This window comes from Pedobacter sp. ASV28 (assembly GCF_016428855.1).
In the GTDB taxonomy this organism is placed as follows: Bacteria; Bacteroidota; Bacteroidia; order Sphingobacteriales; family Sphingobacteriaceae; genus Pedobacter.
This window is the reverse complement of sequence record NZ_JAELTN010000004.1, coordinates 98511-113720: the sequence shown is the minus strand read 5'-3', so window position 1 is coordinate 113720 and position 15210 is coordinate 98511. Positions and strand designations below refer to the sequence as shown.

The window sequence follows — 15210 nt, the reverse complement described above, 5'->3', positions numbered from 1 at the left end:
TTAAAAAATGTTCAGACTAAACCTAAAAATAGCGTTACGGAACCTTTGGAAGAACAAAGGTTATACACTGATCAATGTGTTTGGCTTATCTATAGGTATGGCAAGCTGTATCCTTATCTTTTTGTTTGTTCGGTATCAACTAAGTTTTGATGAAGGCATAAAAAATGAAAACCGGATCTACAGGTTTGTAACCAATTGGAAATATAATTCCTTTGATGACTATTCTGCAGGTGTGCCTATTCCGCTTTTTAAAGTGGCAAAAGAAGAAATTGTTGGGATAGAGAAAAGTGCCGCCATCATACGCCGTGGCGGAACTCTACATGTTAAAGATGAAAAGGGTAAGGATAGGATTAAAAGTCGCGAGACAATATTTTATGCCGAACCCGATTTTTTCGAAATTTTTGATATCAATTGGTTTTTTGGTAAACCTGTATCTGCACTTGGTGAACCGAACACGGTAGCATTATCAGAGACAATGGCACAAAAATATTTCGGTAGTTCAAAAAATGCCATGGACAAGCGTATTACACTAGGTACCAAAACAGCATTAAGGGTTGTAGGTATATTTAAGGATAGACCGCAGAATTCTACTTTCCCTTTAAAAGTGGTGGTCAGCTACCAAACCTTTCCAAGTAGAAATGATGACTGTTGGGACTGTGTAAATTCAAGCACCGAATGTTATGTAATGCTTAAAGATGGTTTAAGAGCTGGTGATTTACAGGCCTCGTTGGCACAGTTTAATAAAAAATATTATACTGATCATAACATTGCTGGTAATCAAAATAATCAGCTTGAAGCATTAAGGGATATCCATTTTAGTGAACGTTATGACAATTTTTCGGATTCCAGCATTACTAAAACCGAAATTTTTGGTTTGATCGTTATTGCTTTGTTTCTCCTACTCACCGCTTGTATCAATTTCGTAAATCTTAGTACTGCACAAGCAATTAATAGAGCTAAAGAGGTGGGTATAAGGAAAGTAATGGGTAGTGAACGAAGACATCTTGTTGTACAGTTCTTGAGTGAAACCCTTATCATTACGCTAATTGCCATGCTAATGGCCTGTGTATGGGCCGAACTGGCCATTCCACAGATGGAAAATCTATTTGATGGACGTATTTCATTCAGCCTGTTTCAGCATCCGATCATCTTTGTATTCATGGTTTTATTGGTGTTGTTTGTAGGTTTCCTGGCCGGATTTTACCCTGCCATTGTAATGTCTGGATTTAATCCGGCGCTAGCCATCAAAAATAAGGTGAAGTTAAATGGTTCAGGCCTCAGCTTAAGAAAAATCTTGGTGATAGTACAATTTTCTATTTCTATTGTTTTGATTATTAGTACGATAGTGGTTTTTGAACAAATGAAATATGTAAAGCAAAAATCGTTAGGCTTTAATGCTAAGGAAGTGGCAATGGTAGATATTCCAAATGATAGCTTAAGTAGGACAAAATTTGAAAATTTTAAGGAAAGGGTACTGAAAATACCAGGTGTTAAAATGCTGAGCTATTGTCAGGATCCTCCACTCTCGCAAAATATAAATTCTACAGATTTTAGTTATAATGGAATCAAAAACAAAGATTTTGAAGTAAGGACAAGTAGAGTAGATGAAGACTATTTTAAGCTTTTTGACCTCAAGATTATTGCCGGAAAAATCTTTGCAAAAAGCGATACGGCCAATGGGTATGTAGTCAACGAAAGCTTCTTGAAAAAGATGTATATCGATGATCCGCAAGATGCCCTTGGAAAAATGATTACTGCCGATGGAAATACCTTGCCCATTGTGGGGGTGGTCAAAGATTTTAACGACAGATCCTTAAAAGAAAGTATCTCGGGTTTGGCCATTTCTGCTGGCAAGAAAAATTATTGGAGCGCAGCCATCAAAATGGATGGTAAACCACTCATGTCTACCACTAAGCAGGTCGAAACCCTATGGAACAACTTATTTCCAGACCATGTTTACAGTGTAAGCTTTGTAAATGAAAAAATAAATGATTATTACGAGAGCGAGAAGATAATGGGTGCCCTATTTAAAGTATTTGCGGGGGTAATTATTTTCATTTCTTTTATTGGTTTATTTGGCCTGATGTCTTTTGTGGCTACACAACGTACAAAAGAAATGGCCATTAGGAAAGTATTAGGGGCAAGCACGTTTCAATTGGTTGGCATGCTGAACAACTCTTTTCTGTTGATGGTCCTTATGGCAAATTTAGTAGCATGGCCCGTGGCCTACCTATTTGTGAAAAGTTGGTTAAGTACGTTTGCCTATCGGATGGAGCTTAGCATCTGGCCTTTCGTTTGGGCAATGAGCATTACCATGATTGTTACCCTGCTAACCATTAGTATTCGCTCTTATAGGGCAGCGGTTGCTAATACCATAGAGGCTTTGAAATATGAATAAACTAAAAACCTAACCACCAAGATTAAAGGAACAAGAAATAAAAGCATTGACAAACAATCTTGGTACCTTATACTAAACTAAATACTTGATACTAAAAAATACGAATAAGATGTTCAAATTAAACTTAAAAATAGCCTTTCGCAATTTATGGAAGAATAAAGGATTTTCTTTAATAAATATAGGCGGTTTAGCTATAGGAATAGCAAGTTGTATGATTTTGCTTTTATACGTAGCATATGAGTTTGGTTACGATAAACAGTTTAAAAACTATAATACTACTTATGTGGCCTACACCAATATGAAGGCAAATGGCAAAACATTTAGTTGGGCTTGGACGCCTGGTTTATTGGCGCCCGAACTTAAAGATAAATATGCTAACGTGGCCAACGCCGCTAGGTTATCTTATCCTTTCGAACAAATGATAAGTCATAACGAACAGAAACTTAAAGATAGGGCAATTTTTGCAGATCCTTCTTTCTTGAAAATATTAGATTACAAATTCTTAAAGGGTAATTCCAATGGGTTACTTCAAAATATAAATACGGTTATCTTAACCAAAACCTTGGCCAAGAATTTGTTTCATGATGAAAATCCCATTGGCAAAACTGTAAAATTAGACCATAGTGAGGCCTTGACCGTTGAAGCCGTTATAGATGATTTACCCGAAAATAGCAGTATAAAATTTAGCTATATCATGCCTTGGAAATTATATGAAAAAAGAGAAAAATGGATACAAGAACAAGGTTGGGGAAGTAATTTCTGTTTAACCTTGGTACAGTTACATAACGGTTCATTGGACCAGCTCAATGATTCACTTAAGGGGCTTTATCAGCGAAACCAAAAAAATTTAACCAATGAATTGTTTTTGCACCCTTTGTCAAAGTGGCATTTATATAATGAGTTTGAGAATGGGAAATTGGTAGGGGGAAAGATAGGACAGCTAAAAATATTTTTATTGTTGGCCATTTGTATTCTTTTAATTGCCTGCGTTAATTTTATGAACCTCTCTACTGCTCGTTCTGAAAAAAGGGCCAAAGAAGTTGGTGTTCGCAAGGCAATAGGATCAAACAGAAAATCGTTGATTGGCCAATTTATATTAGAAAGTACTTTGTTAACCTTTATAGGAACAATTGTTGCATTTATCTTGGTGGAAATTAGCCTACCATATTTTAATAACTTGTTAGATATTAATCTGGTCATTCAATACCAGGATTGGAGGTACTGGACCATATTGTTGGGGCTGGTGTTGTTTACGGGGCTCATTGCAGGTAGTTATCCTGCATTTTATCTTTCTTCTTTTGAGCCTATAAAAGTACTTAAAGGTTTCAGCATTAAATCTGGTTCCTCTTTTTCCATTAGAAAAATATTGGTTGTTTTTCAGTTTGTTTTTGCCGCTTGCCTTATTGTTTGTACGGCGGTGATTTATCAGCAGTTAAACTACATTAAAAATAAGCCTATCGGCTATAACAAGGGAAACCTGATACAGATGGTTGTCCAGGGAAATTTAAAAAGTCAGAAAAAATTAGAATTACTTAAGGAACGATTGCTAAAATCGGGCGCAGCCAAAAATGTTTCCTTACTGAGTATGAACATCGATGAAGGAGGTAATAATACTTCTGATGTAAGTTGGCTGGGCAAGAGAACCGATGACAAAATATTATTTAATCAGCGGGGAATAGGTTATGATTTCGTGGAAACGATTGGCTCGGAAATGGTTGCAGGAAGAGAGTTTTCCATTAAGTTTCCTAGCGATTCGGATAAGGTAATATTCAATGAGGCTGCCATTAAGGCAATGGGACTTAAAAATCCACTTGGTACGATAATCGATTTTGGAGGAAGAAGAGCTGTCATTATTGGCGTAATGAAAGATTTTGTATCAGAATCGCCTTACCAGAAAGTAGCACCAATGGTGTTTTATTCATCTTATAACAATAGCGGGGGCGTAGTAATGATCCGTCTAAACGAAACGAATAACCTTAGTAATTCCCTAAGTCAGATTGATCAGATTGTCAAGGAGATTAATCCAGATTATCCAGTAGATAGGCGCTTTGTAAGCGATTCTTTCGAAGAAAAGTTCCAGGATGAAAAACTATTGGGTACACTTTCCAATTGGTTTGGCGGTTTTGCCATATTTATTTCTTCATTAGGCTTATTGGGTTTGGCCTTGTTTATGGCAGAACAGCGCAAAAAAGAAATCAGTATCCGTAAGGTTTTAGGGGCCAGTACGGCAAACATTCTCACCTTACTGAATAAGGACTTCATCAAATTGGTGGCCATATCAAATGTCATAGCCTTTCCATTAGCTTATATCATTGTTAATAAATGGCTATCTGGTTATGAATATAAAATATCGATCTCCTTTTTGCCATTCCTTATTGCCATTGGCTTATCTGTTCTGGTAGCTGTATTAACCGTCAGTTTACAATCTATAAAAGTGGCAAAAGCTAACCCGGTAGACGCTTTGAAATATGAATAATACAAAGTTACAAGTAGTGAGTTGCTAATTAGTCCCTGGCCCATAAATAAAATGTTAGGGTATGGCATTGTTGAGAAATAAAATAACTTGATTTAATATACATCATGCCAAAATCCGTAATAAATAACCCATAACCCGATTATGTTCAAATTAAACTTAAAAATTGCCCTAAGAAATCTTTGGAAATATAAAGGATATACTGCAATTAATATATTGGGACTGTCAATCGGTCTGGCAAGTTGTATCTTGATCTTTATTTTTATCAGGTATCAGTTAAGCTATGATAAAGATTATACAAATGGCAATAGGATTTATAGGGTAGTATCTTCGTGGAAATATGTAGGCGCAAGTGATTTCTTTTCACAGGGTGTTCCTAGGCCATTGGCTCCTGCAATGCGAAATGATTTCTCCCAATTAGAAAAAGTAGCCGCTATACAACAAAGTGAGGGTATTATAAAAGTACATCCTCGAGCAGGTGCTGCGGAAATTAAGGTATCTGAAGATGTTTACTATGCAGAGCCCTCTTTTTTTGAGATCTTCGATTACCAATGGTTGTTTGGAAAACCAAATTCAGCTTTAAGTGAGCCAAATACGGTAGTGCTTTCCGAAAAAACTGCCAATACCTATTTTGGTGATTGGCGTAAAGCCTTGGGCAACAGTATAAACTTTGACAATAAAACAGATTTTAAGGTCGCTGGCATTTTTAGGGATAATCCCAAAAATAGTAGCTTTCCACTGAAAGTTGTGTTCAGCTATGCCAGTTATAACGATAGGAATAGTAAAAGTTGGGGGGCTGTTTCTTCAGGTTCAGAATGTTATGTGTTACTTAAAAAAGGAGTAACCGTAGATCAGCTAAATGCACCTTTGGAAAGCTTTATCAAAAAATATTATGTGGATAAAGGTCCAGGCAAAGAAGAGCACTCTTTTCAGCCGCTTAGTGATATTCACCATAATGCAGACTATGGTAATTTTGAAGGGAGTACAACGCCTTATAAACAACTGATCGGCCTAGGTGTTATTGGTTTATTCTTATTGTTCACAGCTTGTATCAACTTTGTTAACCTCGCTACGGCACAGGCAATCAGCAGGTCTAAAGAAGTAGGAGTACGTAAGGTCATGGGCAGTAAACGTACTCAATTGATTTGGCAATTTTTGAGCGAAACCTCAATGATTACCTTACTTGCCTTATTATTAGCTTGTGTGCTAACAGAGTTGGCCATTCCGGCAATGGAAAGTTTGCTTAATGAAAATAGCACTTTCAGCCTTTTTGGCCATCCCATTATTTTTGTCTTTTTACTGGCTATGTTAGTGCTGGTTAGTTTTTTGGCAGGTTTGTATCCTGCAATGGTCATGTCAGGTTTTAGCCCGGTATTGGCCATTAAAAACAAGGTAAGTGCTGCGGGGGCTGGTGGTGTTGGTCTGCGTAAAACATTAGTGGTGGTACAATTTGCCATTACGGCGATATTAATAGTGAGCACCTTGGTGGTCATTCAGCAGATGAGTTATATCCGCAATAAATCTTTAGGATTTAATACAGAGTCCATTGCCATGGTCAGTTTACCTACCGATAGTCTCAGCCAATTGAAATACAATAGTTTTAAGGAAGCTATTCTGGGTGAGACAGGAGTAGAACGTGTTAGTTTTTGTAACGAAGCGCCATCATCATTAAGTAGCAGGGAAATGAATTTTGCCTATAACAGCTCAAAAGATGCCGATTTCCAAGTGAATTTGAAGTTCGCCGATGATGAATATTTTAAAACTTTCGGCCTGAAATTGATTGCGGGTACGCCATTACCTAAAAGCGATACCTTAAAAGGCTTTTTGGTAAATGAAACCCTGCTAAAAAAATTAAATGTTGTTCATCCTAACGAAGCATTGGGAAAAATAATTAGGTTAAACGGACATAAAAACCCCATACTGGGGGTGGTAAAAGATTTTAACAATACAACACTACGTGAAGCCATTTCACCGATCGTTATTTTTTCAAGTAAGAACAACTACCGTAGATTGGCCATTAAACTGGAAGCCAAGGGAATGGTGGCTACCATGAAAGCCGTTGAGAAGATATTCAATCATACTTTCCCGAATGACATTTATCGTTCTAGATTTATAGATGATCAACTTAAAAATTATTATCATACCGAGCAGGTAATGGGCGTGCTGTTCAAGGTATTTTCCGGAGTGGTCATTTTCATCTCTTTTATCGGTCTGTTCGGTTTGATTTCTTTTGTAGCTACCCAAAGAACAAAGGAGATTGCCATTCGCAAAGTATTGGGGGCATCTCACCTAGAACTGATCAAGATGTTAAATAGCACATTTTTATGGTTGGTGTTGATAGCTAATATGATAGCTTGGCCCATTGCCTATGTTTTTATTTCTAAGTGGTTGTCAAATTTTGAGTATAGAATAAGCTTAAGTGCCTGGCCATTCGCAATAGCGATGTTCATTTCTATGCTCATCACACTGCTTACGGTAACCTTAAGATCCTATAAAGCTGCAAACGCCAATACCATTGATGCTTTAAAATACGAATAGGATGGTTGTAGGTCATGATCTAAGTTTTAAGCCATAGATCATGACCCGCAACCTGTAATATATAACCCACAATCCAATGATGATCGAATTAAAAAATATAGAAAAATATTACGCAAATAAGGGCGTAAAAAGTTACATCCTTCGTCATGTAACAACCAGCATTAAACAAGGTGAATTTGTGTCTATTATGGGGCCATCTGGTGCCGGAAAATCTACACTCCTTAATATCTTGGGCATGCTAGAAGAACCGACCTATGGTGAGTATCATTTTATGGGCGAAGATATAACCGCCATGAATGAACGTAAAAGGATAGAATTATATAGAAACCATATCGGTTTTGTATTTCAGGCCTATCACTTGATCGATGAAATGACAGTGGCCGAGAATATTGAGGCCCCTTTATTGTACAAGAAAATACCAGGTGCCGAACGTAAAAGCCGTATAGCAGACGTATTGGATCGTTTTAACATGGTGGCTAAAAAGGATTTGTTTCCCAACCAGCTTTCTGGCGGGCAGCAGCAATTGGTAGGCATAGCCCGGGCATTGGTTGCCCAGCCATCTATCATCTTGGCAGACGAACCAACGGGCAATCTTCAATCTGCCCAAGCAGAACAAATCATGGATTTATTTAAGAAACTGAATAAGGAAGAAAACATCACCATTCTACAGGTTACCCACTCGGAAAAAAATGCATTATATGGCAACCGTATGCTCACTATAGAAGATGGTGTGGTGAAAGAGGATGTCCAAATAAAATAATAATATAAAAGGTCTTATACTAACTACCTGGCAAAATGTTCAAACTTAACCTAAAAATCGCTTTACGTAATCTGTTTAAGAACAAGGTTTATACCGCTATCAATATTGGCGGGTTGGCCATTGGACTAACTGCGTTTGTGCTACTTTTGTTATTTGTTAACCATGAAGCGAATTACGATAAATGGAACCCCGAATTGGATAAGGTATATCAGATTAGGGAACGGCATGATTTCTTTACGCCAGATAATAAACAAAATTGGCAGGAGGTCAATGAATCAAGGATAGGAGCACTATTACAGCAAAAGATACCCCAGTTTAAATATATAACTAAGGTCGATAATTCTTGGGGCGATGGATTTGCCTTGAAGGTTGATCATAGTGACCCTATTATAGTATCTAATGTAAATGATGCAGATTCCCTATTTTTTAAGGTATTTCCCTACCATTTTATATATGGTGATAGAATGACTGCCCTAAGTAGACCAAATGCGATTGTGATCAAACAAAGTATTGCGCATCGACTCTTTGGGACAGACAAGGTGTTGGGAAAGCAGATCAGGGTAATGATGTGGCGTAGTGACAAAGGAAGTTTGATGACGGTTACAGGGGTGGTGGCAGAACCAGAAACGGCACAGAGCCATGAATTTAATGCCATTATACATAGTGGAGATCGGGAAAAAGACCCTGAACATGTCGACAATTCCAATTATTGTAAGATTTATGCTCTGGCGCATGAGGTTTTAGATACTTTGGCCATGAATAAAATACTCCAGCAAGTATACGTCGATTTTAAAAAAGCATCATTTGTTAAGCGCAAGATTAATTATAACGATTTCTATAAAAATGGAAAAACACCAGGGTTAAAAGCTGTACAGCTAAAAATGGTACATAGTTCGCCCAGTTATGGGTCAAATTGGTTGACACAGATTAAGCCCATTATTGCTTTGTGTATATTCCTGTTGTTGATATCCATTATAAACTTTGTGAATTTAGCCACTGCCCAATCGGTGCAAAGAGCTAAAGAAGTAGGGGTGAAAAAAGTGCTGGGCGCCTATAAAAAGCAGTTGGTTTTGCAATTTATGTTCGAGGCCGCTATACAAAGTATAATAGCACTGTTCATGGCCACTATTTTGGTGGAAATGTTTCTGCCGACCTTTAACCATCATTTTGGACTGGAATTGAGTTTTTGGTACAACAAACAATTATCTGCCATGGTATGGCAGCTGCTTGGTCTATTGCTATTGATCACTTTGCTTTCGGGCTTCTACCCTGCAATGGTATTGTCGAGATATAATCCGGTAAGCGTACTCAAGGGAAACTATGAAACAGGTTTCAGGGGCATTGCCTTACGCAACGGACTTGTCGTATTACAATTTGTAATTGCGGTAACCTTCATTATTGGGATAGGAATCATGTATCAACAGACAAATTATTTAAGGCATAAAGATTTAGGCTATGATAAATCTAGGTTAATGAATATCAGGTCTAATTATGAAGAAAGCTTTGTACAACGTATTAAACGTATACCTGGGGTTAAATATGTGGCTACCACAACTCAGGTAATGGGCAATACATTTAATGTACCAGAAGAAATTATATACGATCACCAGGAGTTTAATGTAAATACGGTAACGGTAACCATGGAAACACTACCCGCATTGGGAGTAAGGGTCTTAAAAGGAAGGATGTTCTCGCCCGCCTATAAACAAGATACTGTAAATACGGTCATATTAAATCAAGCTGCGGCTAACCTATTGGGCAAAAATGTAGTGGGGAAAATGTATGATGTAAGGGACAGTAAGAAAAAACATACTTTCCAAATTGTAGGGATCATTAAGGATTATCATAACGAGGGATTTGACAAGGCTGTTTTGCCCACTGTTTATAAAGTGACAAGGTTGGGAGGAACCTCGTCCACTAATAATCTTTTGGTAAGATTTGAACACGATAAAAATGAAACGGCCGTAAAAGCCATAGAAGCAGAGTGGAAAAAGAGCTATCCAGATTTTCCGATCAAGTATGCTTTTGCAGAAGAATCTTTTGAAAAAGAAATGCAATCCACCAACAGGTTAATGCAGATGGTGCTGTTGTTCAGTGCCATCTCTGTAGTGCTTTCTTTGCTCGGTTTATTTGCCCTGTCGGCTTTTATGGCTAAACGGAGGACCAAAGAGATAGCCATTCGCAAAATTTTGGGGGCTTCAGATTTGCAAATTGTCAATATGCTCAACCGCTCGTTCCTAATTTTGGTGTTGATAGCCAATCTGATCAGTTGGCCAATCGCCTATATTTTTACTAATAATTGGTTAGCTGGTTTTGCCTATCGAATAAATGTGCCAATTTGGCCTTTTGTAATAGCTACGATAATTTCTGTGGGAATTGCGCTATTAACAGTGAGCTTACAGACTAGAAAAGCTGCGGTAAACAATCCTGTCGATGCTCTGAAATATGAATAAAGGAGGCTTGAAGGTAGAGGACTAAAGCGCCCAAAACCTTTCAACCCTTAACCTTTCGGCCCTCAACCTTAAAAATATGTTCAAACTTAACCTAAAAATTGCGTTACGGAATCTTTGGAAGAACAGAACCTATACAACCATTAATGTTCTTGGATTGGCTGCTGGTTTGTAGGGGTTCATGGTTATTCTGTTGTACATCAATAAGGAAACGGGTTACGATAAGGGTTAAAGAAGTGGTATTGCGAAGGGTATTAGGCGCTTCTACAGGCTCTTTGTTAAAATGCTTGAATAAAGATTTCCTTATTTTGGTAATGTTGGCAAATATCTTTGCAGATCTTTTAGCCTTTATCTACATGAAGAAGTGGTTTGCGGGCATTGCTTACAGGATAGATATGCCCTTTGGTATGTTTATTATGGCAAACCTGGTAATTGTTCTCATCACAATAATCACGGTAAGCTGGCAAAGTTTGAGGGCGGTTAATAGCAAACCTGCAAAAGTGTTGAAGTATGAATAGGATCAAAGACATGAAATTTGAAGCATAGGCATGAGCGCTGAAAAAATGTCTTTTTTAGATTAGTAGTTCGATGGAGGGGGGCACAATTAACCCATTCGGTAATTAACCTCCCGACAGTTCGGGACTAACAATTAACCAGTTCAACAGTTAACCAATTGACCAATTCAACAATTAAATAGTTAGTAAGTTAAACATTAGCTCCACAAGCCGTAACTTTGCGACATGCAAAGAACTGTCATAGACCAGTTGGGCAATAAAGTTGAATTTGATTACCCACCTAAAAGGGTTATTTCTATTGTGCCCTCCCAAACAGAATTGCTTTTTGATCTGGGTTTGGACGAAGAAGTAGTGGGGATCACCAAATTCTGTATTCATCCGATAGAAAAATTTGCAACAAGAGCAAAAGTAGGGGGAACAAAAAAACTCCGTATAGAAGAGATCAGGGCATTGCAGCCCGATTTGATTATTGGAAATAAGGAAGAGAATACACAAGAGGAAATTGAACTACTTAGGCAGGAATTCCCGGTCTGGATGAGCGATATCCATAACCTTGACGAAGCCATGTGGGCCATTGCCGAGATAGGAACATTGGTTAATCGGGGGCCCGAGGCCGCTTATTTGAACCATTTGATCAATGCTGGTTTTACAGATTTGCAAACCTTGGCCATAGCAAACGGAATTAATCAAAGCGTAGCGTATATGATTTGGAAAGATCCCAATATGTTTGCTGGTCGAGATACTTTTATTAACGATATACTACAGAAAATAGGTTTGCGTAACCTGATTGAACAAAGTCGATATCCAGCATTGAGTACCCAACAACTCATAGACCTTAACCCACAACTTGTTTTCTTGTCTTCAGAACCTTATCCCTTTAAGCAAAAACACCTGGAAGATATTCAATCGGCCATGACGAAAGCTAAAGTAATATTGGTAGACGGGGAAATGTTTTCTTGGTATGGTAGCCGATTGGTAAAAGCGGTCCAATATTTTTTTGAATTTCAAAAAGAACTATATTAGCAATGAACTGTCATTTCGCTTAGACATTGTATTGAAAAAATAAATTATAACATTCAGCAATATGAAAAGAACATTAATATTATCTCTATTTGTATCAGTTATTGTGAGTTGCAGCCCTGTTAAGGATGCAAACAATGCCGGCCGTATTACCGCAAGTGGAATAATAGAGAAGCCAGGTATGACAACCTTTCAATATGGCACCCATTTGTTGAAAGCTGAAAATAAGACTTACGCCCTAAAAAGCGAAAATATTAATTTAGATACTTACTTAAATAAAAAGGTAACCATACAGGGTAAAAAGATCTCTGGTTATCCATTGGAAGGTGGTCCTGAATTTATAGAGGTGACCTTGGTAAAATTCTGAGAAGTGCTTCGTCGGTTCTGTCATCCCGGCTTTATTGCAAAATAGTTCGCATATAAAGGCAAATTGGATAATTATATTTTTAAATTATTTTAATAACTATATATTTGTTTTTAAAATAATAAAATTTATATGCGTTTCAACTTTCCAATTTGCTTAATCATTTTATGTCTCTACGCTTGTAGTTTGCATAAAACAGAGGTTAAGGCCATAAGTAAAATTTCACCAGCTTCTACAATTCCAAATGAAATATGGCCAGAGAAACAAAAGCCCTGTTTTAATGGTGCCTATTATAGAAAGCTAGTTTCAAGCAACGATTATTGGTTGGGGATTGAGGGAAAGGTGGTATTACCGCAGATTTATTTTGACGAAACCCGTAGAAACCCGAAAAAGCCCCAACAATATTTGGATAACCCCTCTGTTTACCTAGGAGGTAGAATGGGAGGGCAGGAAACAGATATTGGCCTTACCTGGGAAGTCATAAAAGATGAACATGGCAAAGTATCTAGCGACCGTAAAGCCTTTCGTCCTTTTCTAAGAAGAACAGGCCACCAAAGTGGTCAATTGGCCGTTTTTGAAAATGCCCCGGCTGAAAAAGCTTATTATTGGTATCCTGGAGAAGAAGTAAAGCTATCGCTATTCCTTGTGGGCGAAAAAAAAATACGATTTGTCATAGAAGGTGCAGGGAAAAAATTCCAACGTGATTTTGATTGTGACGGATATGCCCCAAAGACCATAGGTGAATTCAAAAGGGTAAACGCCATAGATCAATTTGCAAATGAAGGCAAACCCGTGCAAAAAAGTAATACCCGGGTAGAGCAGGGCAGATGGAAGGAAACAAACTTATATAGGGAAGTAAATGGAAAAGTAGTGGCCGTACCAATGAAGAAAGAAAGATATACCGAAATGATGTGCCCAGATCCGAAGTACTTTTCTGTGAAAATATCGGATAGCGAAGCTTTACAAGGTGGCGAGACAATAGCTATAAATGGAGCAGGCTATTAATTTAAATAACGTGAGTTGGGGATAAATTTAAAATAGGATGAATAATGTCCCCTTAAGAGCTAAATTTATTCTTCCTGAATATGAATGTTTTAGGGTTTTTAAGAAAATAAAATTATTTTTTTTTGTCATTCTTTGTTAAATAATCAATGTAATTTCTATCTTTGCAGACCTAAATAAATCCTAACTGCGGAAGTGGCGTAATTGGTAGCCGCACCAGACTTAGGATCTGGCGCTTCACGGCGTGGGGGTTCGAGTCCCTTCTTCCGCACAAAAGGTTAAAGCCGTTTCGATTATGTATCGGAACGGCTTTTCAATAAAAGGCATAGATAAAAATTAGAAAATGAATATCGCACAGGAAAAAATTGATGATTTGAACGCTTTGGTAAAAATTACTTTAGCGCCTGAAGATTATACTCCTAGAGTTGAGAAAGCGCTTAAAGAACAAGCCAAAAAAGCAAATTTACCAGGTTTCCGTAAAGGAATGGTGCCTGTTGCCCATATCAAGAGAATGTATGGCAAAAGCATTTTGGTAGAAGAAATCAACAATATGTTGAATGATAACATCTCTAAACATTTAACAGATAATAAGGTTGAAATTTTAGGACAACCTTTGCCAGTGCTTGAAGACGAAAAAGAGTACAACTGGGATTATAGCGATACCTTTGAATTTGGTTACGAACTTGGTCTAGCTCCTGCTGTTGATGTAGAAGTAAGTTCGAAGGATAAATTTACCCACTATAACGTAAAAGCTGATGAAGAAACATTGGCAGAACGTATCAAAAATATCCGTAAAAGTTATGGCAAAATGACAAATCCTGAAGCATCTGCAGAAGGTGATGTGATTTATGCTGAACTTACGCAATTAGCTGCCGACGGTACTGAATTTGAAGGCGGTATTGTAAGTACAGGTTCTATCCGTACAGATTTGGTTACCGACAAAAAGATCCTTAAAACGTTGGTTGGCGTAAAGAAAGAAGATAGCTTCGATCTTGAGGTGAACAAAGCTTTCAATGGTGATGCCGCTACAATAGCAAAGTTGTTGAACATTAGTGAAGAAGATGCCGCAGAACTTAAATCTAAATTTAAGGTTGTGGTTAAAAACGTAAATCGTTTGGAAGAAGCTGATTTGAACCAAGAGTTCTTTGATAAAATTTTTGGTGCAGGCGTAGTTACCGATGAGGCTGGTTTTAAAGCTAAAATTACAGAAGAGGTAGAGAGCATGTTCAAGCAAGATGCTGATCGTAAATTGCAGAATGATATCTATGAGCAATTGACCTCTCAAACTAAGATGCAATTGCCAGATGAGTTTTTACGCAAATGGTTAAAAGCAACTAACGAAAAGTTGAGCGACGAGGAATTGGCACAAGGTTATGATGATTTCGCCAAAAACTTAAAATGGACTTTAATTGAGAATAAAATCATTAAAGACAATGATATTAAAATTGATTATAAAGACGTATTTGAAACAGCAAAACAACGTTTAGATGCTCAATTTAAGATGTATAGCCCACAGGCATTGCCAGAAGACCAATTAGCACAGTATACCGCTAACTTTCTGCAGGAAAAAGAAAACGCAAACCGTATCTTCGAAGAAGTTAAAGCATTGAAAGTTTTTGATTACATCAAATCTGTAGGTACTTTGAACGAAAAGGAAATAGAATACAATAAGTTTAAGGCGTTAAAGTAG

The 15210-nt window shown here is 37.5% G+C and carries 10 protein-coding genes and 1 tRNA gene; all 11 read left to right on the top strand.

All coding sequences use genetic code 11. The features are described 5' to 3' along the window. The first annotated feature begins 7 nt into the window (after nucleotides 1-7). Nucleotides 8-2398, top strand: a complete 2391-nt coding sequence (locus tag JHD79_RS02635) for an ABC transporter permease (RefSeq protein ID WP_199117539.1) — start codon at nucleotides 8-10, stop codon at nucleotides 2396-2398. Nucleotides 2399-2507: 109 nt separating this feature from the next. Continuing rightward, complete coding sequence (locus JHD79_RS02630) at nucleotides 2508-4874, top strand: ABC transporter permease (protein WP_199117538.1); 2367 nt, start codon at nucleotides 2508-2510, stop codon at nucleotides 4872-4874. 141 nt (nucleotides 4875-5015) lie between these two features. Beyond that, the gene (locus JHD79_RS02625; RefSeq protein ID WP_199117537.1) at nucleotides 5016-7409 is read left to right on the top strand and encodes an ABC transporter permease; all 2394 of its coding nucleotides are present in this window, start codon (nucleotides 5016-5018) and stop codon (nucleotides 7407-7409) included. A 79-nt stretch (nucleotides 7410-7488) separates the two neighbouring features. Further along, complete coding sequence (locus JHD79_RS02620) at nucleotides 7489-8169, top strand: ABC transporter ATP-binding protein (protein WP_199117563.1); 681 nt, start codon at nucleotides 7489-7491, stop codon at nucleotides 8167-8169. A 35-nt stretch (nucleotides 8170-8204) separates the two neighbouring features. After that, nucleotides 8205-10622 (top strand): ABC transporter permease, encoded by a 2418-nt coding sequence (locus JHD79_RS02615; RefSeq protein WP_199117536.1) that lies wholly within the window; start codon nucleotides 8205-8207, stop codon nucleotides 10620-10622. 98 nt (nucleotides 10623-10720) lie between these two features. Further along, nucleotides 10721-11137, top strand: a complete 417-nt coding sequence (locus JHD79_RS02610) for an ABC transporter permease (protein ID WP_199117535.1) — start codon at nucleotides 10721-10723, stop codon at nucleotides 11135-11137. Nucleotides 11138-11359: 222 nt separating this feature from the next. Further along, on the top strand, nucleotides 11360-12157 hold the full coding sequence (locus tag JHD79_RS02605; RefSeq protein WP_199117534.1) for a helical backbone metal receptor: 798 nt from the start codon (nucleotides 11360-11362) through the stop codon (nucleotides 12155-12157). 61 nt (nucleotides 12158-12218) lie between these two features. Beyond that, on the top strand, nucleotides 12219-12521 hold the full coding sequence (locus JHD79_RS02600) for a hypothetical protein (RefSeq protein WP_199117533.1): 303 nt from the start codon (nucleotides 12219-12221) through the stop codon (nucleotides 12519-12521). A 183-nt stretch (nucleotides 12522-12704) separates the two neighbouring features. Then, nucleotides 12705-13523, top strand: a complete 819-nt coding sequence (locus JHD79_RS02595; RefSeq protein WP_199117532.1) for a hypothetical protein — start codon at nucleotides 12705-12707, stop codon at nucleotides 13521-13523. A gap of 186 nt (nucleotides 13524-13709) precedes the next feature. Beyond that, nucleotides 13710-13791: transfer RNA gene (locus JHD79_RS02590), tRNA-Leu, on the top strand. Nucleotides 13792-13863: 72 nt separating this feature from the next. After that, the gene (gene tig, locus JHD79_RS02585; protein ID WP_199117531.1) at nucleotides 13864-15210 is read left to right on the top strand and encodes a trigger factor; all 1347 of its coding nucleotides are present in this window, start codon (nucleotides 13864-13866) and stop codon (nucleotides 15208-15210) included.

Excerpts from the sequence above, each read along its gene's own strand:
- JHD79_RS02605 (WP_199117534.1), top strand. The coding sequence starts at position 11,360 with ATGCAAAGAACTGTCATAGACCAGTTGGGCAATAAAGTTGAATTTGAT.
- JHD79_RS02630 (WP_199117538.1), top strand. The coding sequence starts at position 2,508 with ATGTTCAAATTAAACTTAAAAATAGCCTTTCGCAATTTATGGAAGAAT.
- JHD79_RS02600 (WP_199117533.1), top strand. The coding sequence starts at position 12,219 with ATGAAAAGAACATTAATATTATCTCTATTTGTATCAGTTATTGTGAGT.
- JHD79_RS02615 (WP_199117536.1), top strand. The coding sequence starts at position 8,205 with ATGTTCAAACTTAACCTAAAAATCGCTTTACGTAATCTGTTTAAGAAC.
- tig (WP_199117531.1), top strand. The coding sequence starts at position 13,864 with ATGAATATCGCACAGGAAAAAATTGATGATTTGAACGCTTTGGTAAAA.
- JHD79_RS02635 (WP_199117539.1), top strand. The coding sequence starts at position 8 with ATGTTCAGACTAAACCTAAAAATAGCGTTACGGAACCTTTGGAAGAAC.
- JHD79_RS02625 (WP_199117537.1), top strand. The coding sequence starts at position 5,016 with ATGTTCAAATTAAACTTAAAAATTGCCCTAAGAAATCTTTGGAAATAT.
- JHD79_RS02620 (WP_199117563.1), top strand. The coding sequence starts at position 7,489 with ATGATCGAATTAAAAAATATAGAAAAATATTACGCAAATAAGGGCGTA.